This is a genomic window from Prevotella sp. RM4, from assembly GCF_000701965.1.
Classification (GTDB): domain Bacteria; phylum Bacteroidota; class Bacteroidia; order Bacteroidales; family Bacteroidaceae; genus Prevotella; species Prevotella ruminicola.
On record NZ_JNKG01000009.1, the window covers coordinates 120216 to 136352 of the forward strand.

9 protein-coding genes are annotated in these 16137 nt (G+C 49.6%); 1 reads left to right on the forward strand and 8 read right to left on the reverse strand.

Translation table 11 applies throughout. The annotated features are described in order from the left end of the window. Positions 1-40: 40 nt before the first annotated feature. From T499_RS0108540 to T499_RS15015, 7 genes are all read right to left on the reverse strand, one after another. Positions 41-1303: a DUF2264 domain-containing protein gene (locus T499_RS0108540; RefSeq protein ID WP_033150644.1), complete on the reverse strand. Its 1263-nt coding sequence runs from the start codon at positions 1301-1303 to the stop codon at positions 41-43. Next, positions 1300-2478, reverse strand: coding sequence for a DUF4861 family protein (locus tag T499_RS0108545; RefSeq protein ID WP_033150645.1), 1179 nt, complete (start codon positions 2476-2478; stop codon positions 1300-1302). Before T499_RS0108545 ends, T499_RS0108540 begins: the two co-directional genes overlap by 4 nt. Then, positions 2475-4220 carry a heparinase II/III domain-containing protein gene (locus tag T499_RS0108550; protein ID WP_033150646.1) on the reverse strand — a complete coding sequence of 582 codons (1746 nt, stop codon included), beginning with the start codon at positions 4218-4220 and terminating at the stop codon, positions 2475-2477. The genes T499_RS0108545 and T499_RS0108550 overlap by 4 nt, the downstream gene beginning before the upstream one ends. After that, complete coding sequence (locus T499_RS0108555; RefSeq protein ID WP_033150647.1) at positions 4217-5332, reverse strand: glycoside hydrolase family 88/105 protein; 1116 nt, start codon at positions 5330-5332, stop codon at positions 4217-4219. The genes T499_RS0108550 and T499_RS0108555 overlap by 4 nt, the downstream gene beginning before the upstream one ends. A 115-nt stretch (positions 5333-5447) precedes the next feature. Then, complete coding sequence (locus tag T499_RS0108560; protein WP_033150648.1) at positions 5448-7139, reverse strand: RagB/SusD family nutrient uptake outer membrane protein; 1692 nt, start codon at positions 7137-7139, stop codon at positions 5448-5450. Positions 7140-7153: 14 nt separating this feature from the next. Further along, positions 7154-10201, reverse strand: a complete 3048-nt coding sequence (locus tag T499_RS0108565; protein WP_033150649.1) for a SusC/RagA family TonB-linked outer membrane protein — start codon at positions 10199-10201, stop codon at positions 7154-7156. A gap of 139 nt (positions 10202-10340) precedes the next feature. Beyond that, the gene (locus T499_RS15015; RefSeq protein WP_369793391.1) at positions 10341-11507 is read right to left on the reverse strand and encodes a glycoside hydrolase family 43 protein; all 1167 of its coding nucleotides are present in this window, start codon (positions 11505-11507) and stop codon (positions 10341-10343) included. 1119 nt (positions 11508-12626) lie between these two features. Here T499_RS15015 and T499_RS0108575 point away from each other — a divergent pair. Next, a complete protein-coding gene (locus tag T499_RS0108575; RefSeq protein ID WP_084163036.1) occupies positions 12627-15545 on the forward strand; it encodes a two-component regulator propeller domain-containing protein in 2919 nt (972 codons plus the stop codon). On the opposite strand, the gene T499_RS0108580 is transcribed toward T499_RS0108575, so the two are convergent. Further along, positions 15542-16132: a hypothetical protein gene (locus T499_RS0108580; RefSeq protein WP_033150652.1), complete on the reverse strand. Its 591-nt coding sequence runs from the start codon at positions 16130-16132 to the stop codon at positions 15542-15544. The genes T499_RS0108575 and T499_RS0108580 overlap by 4 nt on opposite strands. Positions 16133-16137: the final 5 nt, after the last annotated feature.

Here is a 16137-nt window from a genome sequence, read left to right on the forward strand (position 1 = left end):
CGGCCCGTGTATCATTTTTTATTCCCGCGTGTGGGAATTATTACCACTTATCGTGCGTGCGGATATCATCACCCCAGCGGTGATCCTTAGGGAACTTCTGTCCGTTCCAGGCTTTTACCTGTGTCCAAGGCTCAGCAGCATCGGTCCAGAAAGGATGATCGGCTGGCAAACCAAGTGGCATCAAGCTCAAGCTGGTGAGATAAAGCGAACCGTTGTTGGTGTACCAGTCGGCAACCTCAGGCTGTGAACCGCAGAAACCGATAGTAAGATAACCGGCATCGTTAAAATTCTGCTGATAGTCGAACATACGGTGATGCACCTTGGTAAGGGCAGCGCGAACCTGTCCGTTGCTCAGTTCCTTAGGCAGCTTCTGATACCAGGCTATCAAAGCCAACGTCTGCATAGCGGCTGTACGATAGGGGATAGAGCGGCCAATTACGGGGAAAGTACCCTCTGGCGATATGAATCGCTCCAGGATGATAGCGTACTTCTGTGCACGCTTCAGGGCGCGATCGTAGTACTTCTGATAGTCGATACGGGTATTGGCTTTTGCATCTACCATTGCCTGTAGGGTTTCCAGATACATAGCGTGGAACACGTAGCTGCTGTAGTAGTCGAAAGCAAACACGGGGCCATCGGCATACCAGCCATCGCCTACGTACCACTCTTCAACCTTACGGCAGGTGGTGTTCACACGAAACTCGTCGTACTGTGCACCAGCCTTAGCCAGCAAGCTCTCGATGGTTGATGAGAACAGGAACCAGTTGGTATAGGGAGGGTCGATCTTTCTTAAGGCCTGAAACTCCTTGATGTAACGCTGCTTGGTTACCTCGTCGAGCGGCTGCCACAGGGTGTCCCAGGCGCGCAGGAACGATTCGGCGATATAAGCGGCATCTACCAGGTTCTGTCCGGCCTTACCCCAGCACAGATAGTCGGGCGAAGCAGGATCAACAGCGTTCTTATACGAGGCCAATGCCCACTCGCGCAGTTGGTGGCGCTGCTGGCTCTCAGCGGTATTGTCGTCGGGTAGTGCAAGCCAAGGGGCTACACCAGCCATCAGGCGTCCGAAGGTTTCCATATACACTACCGAACGGTCGCGGTTATCAAACGAGGGCGAGAACTCTGTCTTCATGTTCTTCTGCAGCTCGCCCTTGGCCATATTCTCCAATACGGGCTGGGCCATCTTGTAGGCTAACGAGCACCAGTACTGACGGTCGGTTTGTTCTGGCGTTTTTGTCTTTTTGGCTTGCGTTGGTATTACTAGCATCAGGGCTAATACCAACAAGGTTGTTGTTCGTTTCATTTGATGTCTGTTATTAGTGGATTCTTGATATTGTTCAGATAGTTGTCGGCCAAAAGCTGCCACTCGGCCATCGTCTTCACGTCGTTGCTGCTCCAGGCTGAGCCGAAATAATAGGTATAGGGCTTGCCATTATAATGGCGCACAATGCCCAAGGCGTGGCTCTTGCTGCCGTTAAGTCGGGTGGTTTCATCCACACCGTTAGGGAACAAGGTACCCACGTAAATCTGCGACTGGTTTACTTTTGGGTTATCGGTGGGGTCGGCATACAGCACATAGTCTTTGCCAAGCGCTAACTCACCCTCGCCATTCAGCACCACACCTGTAGCCCAGCCGGTTTTCTGTTTCATACCATCGTACCATACGGTTATCTTGTTGTAATGCGAACCGCGATCCAGACTCACCAGTCGGTGCTCTGTTGCGCCATCGTTATTGGAATGATAGGTCAGCTCTACGGTGAAACGCAGCGGACCGTTGTCCAATATCTTGTAGTCCTTAAAGCAATAAGGATATACCAGTTCGCCATTCTTCATCAGTGCAGGTGCGCCGCATCCTAAACTCGGACCAACAGAGTAAACATCCATTCCCTCACCATGGTCGTGGTGGAACGATGTGGCCAGGTAGATTTCGTTGGCCTCCTTGGACTTTCCAGCTCTTTTCAGCGAGTCGCGTTGTCCCACACCCCACAGGTGCATCTTATAACGTTTCTCTAAAACCAGTTCCGGGGTGCTTTTGGTCCATACGTCGGTACCGAACGATTTCTCACCGCTACGCTGCAGGGCTGGACCGTACATGCGATAGATGCCCAGATCGTTCTCCCAGGTCATATCGTCGGCACGTTCGGGGAACAATCTTCCATAAACATACGATTTCATCGCAGCTGGCTGTCCTTTCTCGATGGTGAATACAGCTTTGCTGTGGGGCTGAACTGACACATACATCAGTAGCTTGCCATCGTGCGATAGCTGGTAAGCCTGCTCCTGGCCGAAGCCGTTCTTAATCACGAATGTCTCGCCTGCGTTTAAGCCTAATCGGTTAGATACCGTCTGTAAGTCGGCTTCTACTACCTCCTGACGTTGGTGGTCGGTAGGGTTAGTTACAGCAAGGGTTGTTTGCTGGGCATTGGCCCCTGTGGCCAATGCTACCAGCAAAACTATAGTAAATAGTAGTCCATTCATCTGATCGTATATTTAATTTGTTGCTTAGTCTTTGTTGATTTCACCGTCAGCACCACGCGGTACATCTTTGGTCCCCATACACCTTGTAGCAGTGGGTCGAGCTGGTTGCTGATGTCCTCGATGGTTGCTTCCAACTGTTTAGCGTTGTAACTGATGTGTTTCAGCGCATCGTTACGGGTGGTCAGCAGCATCAGACGGGTGGGGGCTTTACTTTCGGTTAGTTCGAAGTCTTCGGTCACAGTAATCCCAGATTTTGTGGCCAAAACAGTACGTTTCCATGATTTCACCGAGGCTTCAGTGGGGTAGGCGCCAGCAAGTTCAAGCGTCAGTAGTCCGTCCTTATGACTTATTACCTTAGCAGAATAAGATTTACCGTCTTTCTGATCGATACCATTGATTTGCGGTAGATTGTGATAACCAGACTGCATGGTCCATATCTCGTAGCGACTGTTGCTGAAGGTCTTGGCGGTATATTCGCCCACACCCGGATCAATCAGCAGCGGTTCGCCATCAACATATACTAAGAACGAACCCACGTCGTTGTGATTGTGACTCTCTCCGTTATGACCGCCCTTAAAGGCCGTATAAAGGTTGCCACGGTGCGCTGTCATAATCTGTAGGTTAGGTAGCCACGCATCCTTAATGAGTGGCTCCTGGGGCTTTTCTGCGATGAAATCGCGAATATTTCGTAAGAAGAACAGTTCGCGACCCAGTGTTGGGAAGTTGCCGCTCTTATCGTAAAGCTTGGCAGGCTGGGTCAGCACTTGCTTGGTTCGTCCTAAATAAGCGCCAAACTCGCGCATGGTTTTATCGTTCAGCCAATGACCGAATGGATACACGATGTTTACCTGTTGCACAGCCTTGTTCTCGTGTGCATCGGCAAAGTTCACACAGTAATCATGCCCGATATAGGTCTTATAGCTGTAAGCAGCCATTTTCTTGATTTTATCGGCTTGCGCGTCAAAGTGTGAGGCTTCGGGCAGCAATCTCAGTACCTCGAACATCGAGGCTGCGGCACGGTCCCAATAGCCAGGACCCTCATCGCAACCGCCATCTTCGGGATAGGCATCGATAAAAGCCTGAGTGGCTTTCTCTATCTGTGCGATAGCTTCGGCTTTGCGGGCCTCGTCGTGTTCACAAATCAGCACACAGGTCAGCCAGTTGCTGCATATCCACGGGTTCCAGTTCATACCAGCCGTCTTCCACCAGTAGTTGTTGGCTACGGCAGGTTTCAGAATGCGCTGCTCTATCTCCCGATCTATGCGCTGGCAGATGTCGGGCGAGAAAGCATCCAACTGCTTCTCCAGCATATAGCGTGTCCATACAATCAGACTGGCTGTTTCGGCATTAAACAAGTCAACCTCCTGTATGTCCTGCAGGGGGATACGCTTGCCGTAGTGGGCGGGTATGCCCCACCAGGTTTCTTCGCAAAAACTACCGATTCCATCGATGATATCGTTCATAAACCGGCCTTTACCCTCTACAATCTCGGCCATGACGAGGGCTGCCAGATGGCGGCGCTTCTCAAAACAGATTCCCTCGTAGTTTACGCGGTTACCGGTTATCTTGTTCTCGGCAAAAACAGTCCAGGGCAAAGCCGTCCACGCTTTGCCCAGATACTGTTCGCCATATACGGTATAGCTTTGTTTCATCTCCTGAGGGATGGAGTCGCGCCAGAAGGCATCCTCAGCCTGCGGTAACAGGTTGGCTATACCGAGTGCTATTGTTAATAACAGATTCATCGGCCAATGTATTTCACGTATTCACATGCGGCCAGCAGGAAGGCACCAACACCAAAGTTGGCCTGCGAGTTGGCATCTACTGTTTGTCCGGGAATAGCGCGCTCGCCGATTGGCTGTACATAACCCACCTTACCGTCCTTCTGCAGGGCGATGGTGGTGAGATAGTTCCACGCCTTATCGATGGTAGGTGCAAACTCCTTCTTCGACAGATAACCGTGATTAACGCCCCACAACAGGCCGTAGCAGAAGAAGGCTGTACCGCTGGTTTCGTAGCCAGGCGCCTGCTCTGGGTCCATCATCGAGCGGGTCCAGTGGCCCTGTGGCTGCTGCAACTTCTTCACGCCGCGTGCCAGGTTCACGTACTTCTCTACAAAGAACGGCTGACGGACGTAAGTCTCGGGCATATCCTGTAACACCTTGGCCAGTCCGGCCAGCACCCAACCATCGCCACGTGCCCAGAAGTCTTTCTTGCCCTTGGCGGTTTTGTGCTTTGGGTAGATGTATTTGCCATCGCGGAAGTACAGTCCGGTCTCCTTGTCGAGCATGATACTATCGCTGTAGCAGATGTTTTCGTAGAGTTTGCGCAGATACTTGGTGTCGCCAGTCAGTTTGTACATCTTAGTGAGTGCGGGCATCACCATGTAGAGTGCATCGGCCCACCACCAGTAGTCGTTGGCTTTCGAGTCAGCCTCGTAACTCAGCACTTCCTTGGCACGAGCCACTTTCTTCTCGTCAGGGGCCAGGTTGTAAAGGTCGATGTACGTTTGGAAGCAGATCTGCCAGTCGCCAAACAGTACATAGTCCTGTCCCTCACCGTAGTTCTTGTATTTCCAGTTGGCGGGGTTGGGTTCGGTGGCACCTTTCCACTGGTTGTGTTCCGCCCAGCGAATGCTGTAGTTCAGCATCTGCTCATCCTGCAGCAACTTGTGCACCTCCATATTACCTGTATGGTAGGCGGCGTTGTCCCAGAATGAGCGCACCTCGGCCGGATTGTTGGTCTGCCAGTAGGTGTTAACCAAGCGTATCATGTCCTTTACTTCGTCGGTAGTCCATCGCTTGGCCTGAACCATCATGGCGCTCAGCAAACATGCCAATAATAATAGTTTTCTCATAGAGTTTGTTGTTTGGTTTGTTTTAAAAGGGGCAGCCCAATGTGTTATAGGCCGCCCCTCCACCTTAGAAATACTAACAAATTACCTTAATATGTATGAACAATCTTTTGTCGGCTTAGTAGCCAGGATTCTGCTGCAGGTCAGCATCCTTGTTCAGCTGAATCTCTGACAGAGGAATAGGCAGCAGGGTGTGCTTAGAAGCATCGAAACCGGTAATCTTCTTATTGTCGGCACCTTCTGCCCACTTGTCCATAATCATCTTTACACGTTCAGCCAATTTTCCTGTGCGGCACAGGGTGTAACGACGGTTCTCCTCGCCAACTAACTCGCGGATACGCTCATCAAGAACGAAATCAAGAGTCATTTCGTCGGCACTTACAGCACCAACTTTGGCATCGCCTGTTTCTGCACGATAGGTCTTGAAGGCACGATCACGCAGAACATTGATATCCTCGGCAGCACCAGCCTTGTTATTCTGCATGACGCGGGCTTCAGCACGGAGAAGATAAGCATCTGCCAGACGCATGATTGGCCAGTCTTTTACGAGAGCATAACCAAAGTCGTCGGCCTCGTCATAACCACCCCATTTGGTAGTATGTGGATACATGATGTTTAGTGTATCCTGAGCGCGCCAATAAGCACGATCGCCTGTCTGAACGTGAATCTGCTTCAACTTCAAGTTTGAAATTTGCTCTGGTGTTGGGTTGTCAACACGGAAGTTGTTAGGATCAACGTAGATATCGGCACTGAAACCAGGACGGTTGTAATACATCTGGCGACGGATGTTGAAGTTTGAGTTACGGATATCACCTTTCTTGTAGATACCATACTTGACATAGTTGCTAAGGCGAAGACGACCATTACCACGTCCACCAATAGAGTCTGCATTCTGCATACCATTGATATTGTGGAAGCCGGCTACCCAGTTACGACGCTGTTGTGGGCTGTCGATAGTTCCACCTGTTACATCGCGATTGTACTCCATCTGGAACACCCAGATTCCCTCTGTGTTTCCCTGTGAACGGCGCTGGTTGCCCCAACGGAACATGTCATGATAGAAATCACCAGCTTCAGATAAGAACTTGCCGTAACGTTCTGAGATGAGCTTGTAGTTACCACTATTTATGGTAGCAGTGACAGCAGCCTCTGCCTCAGCATACTTACCCATGCGGTTGAATGCTTCACCAGCCAAAATGCGTGCACAGTCCTTGTTAATGCGGTTCTGAGTAACGGTCTTTCCTACTTCTGGCAGATTGGCGATAGCATCGTTCAGGTCGGCTGTAATGACAGCATCGATTTCTGATACGGCGTTACGAGTGAAATTTGTGCGAGGTTCAGCCTTACTCTCAGTGAGCAGGGGAACGGGGCCCCACAACGTAACAAGTAGGTTATAAGCATAGGCACGGAAGAACTCGGCCTCGCCTTTACCTGCGGGATCAACACCCTCTGTATTGATGATGATGTTTGCACTATTGATAATACTATAAAGATTCTGCCAAAGGAAGCTGACGCCACCATTCTCTGCATTCAGAGAACCATACTGGTAGAAAGGCACCTCAACTCCCTCGGTATCACCAGGAGCTCCGACATCAGTACCATCTTGCCAGCAACCTGTGAATCCCTGGCGGCTTGACATGCCCCAAAGAGCGGCATATTTGTAGTGCAAACCGATGACTTTTGCTTGGACGTCGGATACATCCGTACCATAATTGGAGTACATTTTCTCATCCAAATAGCTGTCGCTGCAAGAGGTAAGAGCCATTGTGCTGACAGCCAGCGCTGAATATATAATGTTTCTTAGTTTCATAATTGTATAAGTTTTTAGAATGTGACATTAAGACCGAATACATAGCTCTTGGTCATAGGATAGTTGTTCTCATAACCACCCCATCCACGAGGCTGGATGTCTGATTCTGGATCCCATCCTACCCAGTCGGTGAATGTGAATAGGTTGCGTCCGCTTGCATAGATGGTCAGACCTTCAATACCGAGTGTATTGGTGATTTGCTTGGGGAATACGTAGCTCAGAGTAACGTCTTTAACACGTGTGAAGCTGGCATTCCGTGGATAGCCGTAGCCCCAGCGGTTAGAAGTGTTGCTAAGAGAACGGAACTCATTGCTACGGTTCTCAACGGTCCAGTAGCCCAAGTCTGTAGGAGTGTTACGGCGTCCCATCTCGTCACCTGCTGTTCTGAGAAGAGAGTTCTCGCGTTTCAACCCCTGAACGGTCTGAATGAAAATGCTCAATGAGAGGTTCTTGTAGGTGAAGGTGTTAGTTAAACCGCCAATCCACTTTGGAGTGGTCTGTCCCTGAATCTTCTTATCGCCTTCTGGTGTAATTTTGCCATCTCCATCGAGGTCAGCCAGTTTCACGTCACCAGCCTGAGCTTGTGGATCGTGCTTCAAATGATCGCCACGGTCGATTTCGTCCTGCTGCCAGATGCCTTCCATCACGTAGTCATAGATAACACCAATAGGCTCACCAATGAACCAGCGGTTACCTAAGTCATCCTGTTTGTCGCCATAGAGGTCCTTGATTTCGTTTTTGTTCCACGACCATACAAGAGAGGTGCCCCATGTGAAGTCTTTGGTTACGATATTTTTAGAGTTGATAGTAACCTCAATACCCTTATTGGCAGTCTTACCCATGTTCATATATACGTTAGAGTAGCCCGAAATCTTTGGCAGGTTGCGCTGCAATAGCAGGTCGGTGGTAGAAGATGTGTAGAAATCAATGTTACCGTTGATGCGGTTGTTCAGGAATCCGAAGTCGATACCAACGTTGAAGGTCTTGGTGGTCTCCCATCCCAGTCCGCTGTTACCCATGCGGCTGCTTGGGTTTAGAGCTGTGGCCGACTGTCCGTCCATGGTCAGGGCGTTGTTCGACATCTTGGCAAGTGTTTCGTACACGCCGATAGCCTCATTACCAGCCTTACCGTAAGAGAGGCGCAACTTCAGGTTGTTCAGCCAGCTCTGTGTCTTCTCCATAAACTTCTCGTTGGCAATGTTCCAACCCAAGGCTACTGATGGGAATACACCATACTTATTATCGTCACCGAATACCGAAGAACCGTCGCGACGAACAGTGAAGGTGAAGAGGTAGCGACTGTCGTATGAATAGTTCAGACGTCCCATCTGTGAAACAGTCTTGTAGAGGTCGGTATATGACTTTGCAGTCTGTGTACCACCACCACCAAGGTTGTGCCATGAAAGCTCATCGTTGATGAATTTAGCACCAGTTGCAGTGTTGTCATGATACTTCTTGCGTGAAGAAGCATACAGCAGTGTGATGTCGAAGTGATGCTTCTGGATATCTTTAGCGTAAGTAAGAATGTTCTCAATAGTACGGCTCTGAGTTTCTGCATTAAAAATGTAGCCATAACCATTAGGATCGTTCTGTTCAGCACCATTATAATAGTTCTCGCGCTTGGGTACATAAGAGTAGCCGAAATTGAACTTATAGTTGAGCCCTGCAAGTGGCTTCCAAATGTTGCCAAAGTTCAGGTCGGCATAGCCATTCAGGTTGATGTTCCACTGGCGACGCTCATGATCCTGATTAACATCACGCATAGGGTTGAAGAACAGCGTCTCAGAGTACATAGGATAAATCTCGTAATTGCCGGCCTCGTCGTAAACCTGACCATAAGGCGACATTGCCTCTGCCATCAGGAAGTTTACACGACCGCCGTCACGGTTATGAGAAACGATGTAACTGTTGGTTCCGATCTTCAGATAGTCGGTAACGTCAGCGTCTATGTTCATACGGAGTGAGTAGCGCTTGTAGTTAAAGCCTTTCAAAATACCCTTCTGACTCATAAAATCGCCTGAGATGAAATATTTCACCTTCTCTGCACCACCATTAATTGCAACGTTGTGATCCTGAATGATACCAGTCTGAGATACCAAATCAAGCCAGTCTGTTTCATGGCCTGCTGCCTGGTTGTCTGCCTCGCGCTGGTTCTTTACAAACTCGTTGTACATTGTTGCACCTGTGTTTTGAGACACATAATCCTTATATCTCTGGGTGATTTGCTTACCATCACCAAACTTCAGCTTGTTAGCGAAGTCCTCAAAACCAAGATAGCCGTTATAGCTTACTCTGGGTCTGCCATCCTTACCATGCTTAGTGGTAATCAGGATAACACCATTGGCACCATTGGTTCCATAGATGGCTGTAGCTGAAGCATCTTTCAGGATTTCCATTGACTCGATATCTCCAGGGTTGATATCATTGAGCGAACCGCCACTCTTCGAGATGGGAATACCATCAACAACGATGTATGGACCTGTACCTGCGTTGATTGAGTTACGTCCACGTACCAATGCAGATGGAGCATCTCCTGGAATAGAAGAACCCTGTGTGATGGTTACACCGGCAGCAGCACCCTGTACGGCCTGCAGTACGTTGGTTACAGGCAACTTGCTCAGGCGATCCTTGTTAATAGAGGTTACAGAGCCGGTTACGTCAGATTTCTTCTGAACACCATAACCTACTACAACTACTTCGTCGAGTGCTGTTGCATCTTCTTCGATAGTAATGTTCAGTGTCTGGCCAAGGTTAAAGGTTACTTCCTTTGTTAAATAGCCAATGTAAGTAATTACCAACGTACCTGGATTATGTACGTTAAGTACAAAGTTTCCGTCATAATCGGTGACGGTGCCTGCTTGAGCATTTTTGACTTTTACGGTAGCGCCGATTACGGGATCACCGTTCTTGTCAGTTACTTGACCTTTCACAACACCAGTCTGCAGGATGTTCTGAACAGTCTGTTCTGCCATTGTTGGCAATGGGAATGTTACCAATCCGGCTGCCAACGCCATCACGAAGCATAGCTTCTTGGATGGAAGAGTTAATTTAGCATACTTCATTTGTTACTGTTTTAAGTTTTATTATAATTGTTAATAATTGGAGAAATTCCTTGGTTTCGGGGGTCGAATTCTGGGTGCAAAGATACGAAGGTTGATGTAAATCAAGGGTTAAAATGCGTGAATTTAGGGGAACAAATCGTTAATTTTCCCCTAATTCACTAAGATTCCACGCATCACGCCACCTGATAACGGGTTTCCCGTTCTCAAATTCGATAGGCAACCAGATGTAACGGGCATCACTTGGATGCTTGGGTCGCCAGATGTCGGCCATAAAGATAAAACCTTTGCCGTAGGGCAGGATATAAGTCGACTGTCCTTCGAAGGTGATTTCGGCCTTCGGGCCTACACAAGGTGTGGGATGCTGAGTCCAAGGTCCCCAGATGCTGGGTGCCGAGAACATACGTGCCTCGTTTGGAGCCCAACCGGTGCAGCCCGAGGTTATCATCCAGTAGGTACCATCCTTCTTGAAGATGGCAGGTGCCTCGTTCTGACCGCCAGGTGCCACGCGGGTATATTTGCCTGAGTGGTGCAGGTAGTCGCCAGTCAGCTCGGCAATGTGCAGCGTCAGGTTATCCTCCGATGAGAAGATGTGATAGGCTTTGCCATCGTCATCTACATAAAGTGTCATATCGCGAGCCATCTGACCTGCGCCGAAGTCGCGCTTCAGGAACAGGCCCTGCTTGATAGCCTCCATCCAGGTGGGTGTCCACCATTTCTTGAAATTGTCGGCATTCAGGGTGTCGAGTGTAGCCAACTCCTGCTGTCCGAACTCTACAGGGTAGGTGCCTGCGTTGGCGCGCTGCGAGTACAGAAACTTATAAGGTCCTTCGGGTTTGTCGCTTACAGCCACACCGTAGCGGGCAGCGCTGTAGCCCTTGCCTTTCAGCTCCAGGTGGAACCACATGCAGAATTTCTTGGTTACCTTATTATATATAACCTTGGGGCGCTCCAGCACACAACCGCGGGTAATATCGCTGCGGCGGTCGTCGCTCACATAGAGGGCAACGCCACGGTTCTGCCAGTTCATCAGGTCTTTCGATGAGTAGCACTGCACACCAATCATAGCCGATGAGGTGGTGTCGCACTTGTTCTCGCCAAACCAGTAGTAGGTGTCGCCATACTTCATGATACCACCGCCATGGGCGTTGATATGGCGGCCGCTGGCATCGGGCCAGATCTCACCCGAGCGAATCATCTTGGCTTTCTTCTGCTGGTTGTTCCAGTAGTTTTCGATACGCTTGGCCTCGGCCTTGGTGATATGAATCACGCTACCGTGCTTGGGCGATGAGAAGTTGGCTGCCTTCATTACACCCTCGTTAAAACGGCCCAGAGGCTTGAAGGTCTTGAAGTCGCTGGTCTCTACAAATCCGAAGTTATGAGGGTTCACGCTGTAGATATCGTACATCACTACCCATTTCTTCTGTCCGATGCGCTTCCATACGTTTGGCGCCTCGCAACCACGGTTCTCGCCGTCGATCTGCTCGGCGTGATAATCGTTGAAATGGTTAATTTTGTCGCTAATCATGTACTTGATGCCGCCAGGATTCTCCTGGGCCACATAGCTCATAAAGTAGCGACCGTCGGGCATGGGACAGATATCGGCATCCAGAACCTGAATCTTATCGTCGGGATACTCAAACAGCAGCTGGGGCTCGGTCTCAAGTGTTGTAAACTCCTCGTTGGCGTAGCTATAGTATAGTTTCGTGCGCCCGCCTGCGTGTTGTCTGATGGTAAAGTAAACCATAGGCTTGCCTACGGCAGGATCCCAGATGGTCTGAGGTGCCCAGGCACAACCAATCTTACCGAACTTCTCGGGGAACAGTTTATCTATATGTGCCTCGTGGTGGGTCCAGTGTATCAGGTCGTCGCTGGCCATCAGCACCAGTCCGCGGTTGTTACCCCAGCCAAACTCGTCGGGGCGCTCCCACTGGGTGGCGCGCAATCCCATCTCCTTGCCAAACACATGCAGGTCGGTCATGGCAATGTAGAATTTGCCATTGGGAGCACGGTAGATATGAGGGTCGCGTATGCCTCGCTGGTCGGCAATAGAGTCGCCGGCAATAATGGGCTCGCCATTGTTAACAGCCGTAAACGTGTAGCCATCGTAGCTGATGGCCATAAACAGCGAGTGGGTTGGATCGTTGAAATACGTAAACAGATAGGCACCCATATCCTTTTCGGTGAGCGCTTTCTTGGCTTTGGCATCGGTCTGGGCCGCAAAGGCCAGCAATAGTGATGCAATGAACAGTACTTTCTTCATTTTCTTACAAGTTAGTGTTTGGTTTTGCAGGTGCAAAGGTACGATAATTGATTTATATCAACGTCCCAACATCGTTATTTAGGGGGAACAAATTGTTATTTTTGCGATTTTCTTTGATGATTCACAAAAGTTTTGTATCTTTGCAACCGTAATTGCAACTAACTAATGAGGCGTGTAATATCCTTACTGATAACTGTTTTTGTGCTTGGGCAGATGTCCATGGCATGCCCCGTGTCGCTCAGAATTATGTCGCAGACACCTGTTCAGGGCATCGAGGAGGCACGAAAGCTTATGTTCGACCACTATGGCATGATGTGGGTAGGTACCGATCAGGGCTTGCGCTCGTTCGATGGCTACAGCTTCAAAACCTACCGCAACAACGCTTATACCCCTGGCATCCTGCCTAATAACTATGTACGTTCGATGACCGAAGACCTGCATGATGGTCTTTGGATAGGAACCCGTGATGGCCTGGCTCGTTTCGACCGTCGTCGCGGTTCGTTTAAAACGTATCATCTGCGTGGCGATCAGGCCCGACTGGTTAATACCCTTTATACTGATAAAAGCGGTACGGTGTGGGCAGGAACCAATGCTGGCGTGTCGCGATACAATGCAAAAACCGACGATTTCATCGATATAAACCTCTCGGCTGGCGTGATTTCGTTTGCCGAGGATGCCCGTGGTAATCTGTATATAGGTACGTGGGAGGGCGGTTTGCTGCGCCTGAACAAGAAAACCGGTAAAATGGTGAGCTATCCACCGTTAAGTACGCGTAATACCGCTCAGACCATGTTGATGGACAGTCGCGGTCGCTTGTGGATTGGTACCTGGGAGCATGGTATTGTGCGCCTGGACCATCCCGAAAACGAGACGGCGCCAGGCATGCATAAGATGAACGAGGGTAGGGCCGATTTCCGTACCTTTCACCGACTGGTTGAAGATTCTGTCAGCCATGCTGTGTGGGGTTGCTGTATTGAGGGACTGACCCGAGTTGATATGGATAACGAGGCCGAGGTTGAGAACTATCCGATACTCACTTTCTGCTACGATATGGTGACAGATGGCATGGGCAATCTGTGGGCACTTACCCGTAACAACGGTATCGTACACCTGAGCACCAAACCATCGCCTTTCCACTTCTATCATCTGGATCCTGCAGGATTGGAGCTGCCTGTAAATCGCATTCAAAAGGTGTTTACTACCGATGGTAACCGTTTCTGGTTAGGTTTGCAGCCTTACGGACTGGCCCTTTACGACCGCCAGGCCGGTCAGGTACTTTACAATAACCACATTCCCGGACTGGAGAACGAAACAGGTCAGCAGGGCATCTACGTACAAACTATCTCTGATATGATCGAGCGTCCTGATGGCAGTATCTGGCTGGCCAGTTCGCGAGGGGTAGTGATTTGGAAAGAGGGCGAACCGGCACGCCTGTTAGTGCGTAGTAACTCGCCGTTTATTGGCGATAGCGAAGTAAATGCTTTTCATGCATTAACTGATGGCGCAGTGCTGGTGGGTCAGAATAATGGTCTTGGTTTTGCGTTTAGCGAGAATAAAGGACGTTTGCTGAAGATGACCGAGCGTAAGCGAGACTTTAGTAATTGTCATGTTTTATCCATATCCGAAGACCATCATCATCGCTTGTGGATAGCCACTGAGGGACAGGGTATTATCCGAATCACGGGAAGGCTTGACGATCCTAAGTCGTTTACCTATCATCAATACGCTCCTGTTGCCGACAATTATCCTATTGATGAGGCTACGGCTGTGTACGAGGATGCCAACTATCAGTTGTGGGCCATTTCTAATAGTGGCGATTTCTTTAAATATAACGATGAAACCGATAAATTTGAGCCTGTAAACCACCGTTATTACGTTGGCATGGGTAGCATCTACTCTATCCAGGGTGACAGTAACGGTCGTATCTGGCTTTCAACCGATAAAGGATTGGTACGTTTTGCCTCGTCCGACGAGCAAGGCTCAACCACGTATTACAATATGGAGGATGGCATCGAGACCATCAGCTTCTCGTCGAACGGTGCTTTCAGCTATGGTAAGGAACTCTTTTACGGCAGTGCCAAGGGGTTCTTCTCGTTCGATGCTGCCGAGATAGAACGCTGGCAGCAGGGGGCCTCGCCATCGTTGGTGGTTACCGAACTGATGATTGACGATAGACCTTACCTTTGGCAGGACTCTCTGCACCGTCAAAGGATATCGGCCGACCAGCCCTTCTTTACGCAAAAAATCACCATTCCATCGGATGCCCGTAAGTTCTCGGTAGAGTTTGCATTGCTCACTTATCAGAATCAGGAACAGTGCCGATATGCCTATTACTTAGAGGGTTACGACAACGATTGGCACGATACCGATGCCCAGAACCGTGTGGCAACCTACCAGAACCTGCCCTCGGGAACCTACCATCTGAAGTTGCGTGCTGTAGATAGTTACGGACGACTGGTTGAAATGCCTTACGCTATTGTGGTGCGTGTGCTGCCGCCATGGTATCGCACTTGGTGGGCTTATCTCATTTACGTGGTGTTGCTACTTGCTGCTGCCTATGGCGTAAAAGAGTGGTATAAAGCCCGTGTAAACCGTCGTGCCCGTCTGCAGCAGCGTGTGAGCGAACTGTTACACTACCGCGAGATGATGGTGATGAAGCAGTTTATCAATAAGCCTGGCGGCAAGGCCGAGCGCGAGGGTGCCCGTAAGGTGCTCGAAGTTGAGGAGCAGCAACACTCATCGCCCGACGAGCTGTTCCTGCAGAAAGCTATCGAGTGTGTGAAACAGCATATTGATGATGCCGACTACGATCGTGAGCAGTTTGCCAGCGATATGTGCGTATCGTCATCTACCCTCTATAACAAGCTGCGTGCCCTGACAGGCGAGAATGTTACCGCCTTTATCAACAGCATCCGACTGAAAGAGGCCTGTCGCATTCTCCGTCAGAAGCCGAACATAAAAATGACCGAACTCTCCATGGCCGTTGGTTTCAATACGCCTAAGTATTTTACCAAGTGCTTCAAGAAAGAGTTCGGTGTGCTGCCTAGCGAATATTTGTCGCAGGACTCAGAACAATTATCTTAGTTTTCGGCAGTGATATCCTCTATTTGATCGAGGATCTCCTGATACTGGCGTTGGGTCTTGATGTGGAGTGAGAATCCCCAGATAGCTCCAATAACGCCACCGATGCATCCTGCCCAGAAGAGCCCGTTGAAAAAGGCATTCGGATGAAGCAGATATGACTCGTACATAAACCAACCAAGGAAAACAACAGCAAGAGGAATGCCGATGAGGAGCCAGTTGGCATCGAACTTCTTGGCGCTGGCCATACGGCGCTGGACATCCACGAGATTGTTGGTCATCAGGTTCGAATCGCTCAGTTTCCTGCTGTTATAGAAGGTGCCTCCGAAGCTAACCAGCATGGTGATGCAGGTGAAAATCCAGAAAGGAATGGAGAAACTGTTTAGCATTACAAATGCCCAGTAGCTATAGGGAATCATCAGCAAGCAGACGGCCATGATGAAATAATATCTGCGACTGATGTTGCTGGCGGTTTTGTTCATCGACTGGCGGATAAAGCGGTCGCTCAAAATAGTCTGCTTATCCAGCTTATTCTTCAGCGTGTTCATCTGCTCACGCATATTCTCTAAATCAAAATTCTCGTTTGTCATAATTT

Bases quoted from the DNA above. Each gene is read 5' to 3' on its own strand.
- T499_RS0108545 (WP_033150645.1), bottom strand. From the start codon at position 2,478: ATGAATGGACTACTATTTACTATAGTTTTGCTGGTAGCATTGGCCACA.
- T499_RS0108565 (WP_033150649.1), bottom strand. From the start codon at position 10,201: ATGAAGTATGCTAAATTAACTCTTCCATCCAAGAAGCTATGCTTCGTG.
- T499_RS0108540 (WP_033150644.1), bottom strand. From the start codon at position 1,303: ATGAAACGAACAACAACCTTGTTGGTATTAGCCCTGATGCTAGTAATA.
- T499_RS0108580 (WP_033150652.1), bottom strand. From the start codon at position 16,132: ATGACAAACGAGAATTTTGATTTAGAGAATATGCGTGAGCAGATGAAC.
- T499_RS15015 (WP_369793391.1), bottom strand. From the start codon at position 11,507: ATGAAGGCAGCCAACTTCTCATCGCCCAAGCACGGTAGCGTGATTCAT.
- T499_RS0108555 (WP_033150647.1), bottom strand. From the start codon at position 5,332: ATGAGAAAACTATTATTATTGGCATGTTTGCTGAGCGCCATGATGGTT.
- T499_RS0108550 (WP_033150646.1), bottom strand. From the start codon at position 4,220: ATGAATCTGTTATTAACAATAGCACTCGGTATAGCCAACCTGTTACCG.
- T499_RS0108560 (WP_033150648.1), bottom strand. From the start codon at position 7,139: ATGAAACTAAGAAACATTATATATTCAGCGCTGGCTGTCAGCACAATG.
- T499_RS0108575 (WP_084163036.1), top strand. From the start codon at position 12,627: ATGAGGCGTGTAATATCCTTACTGATAACTGTTTTTGTGCTTGGGCAG.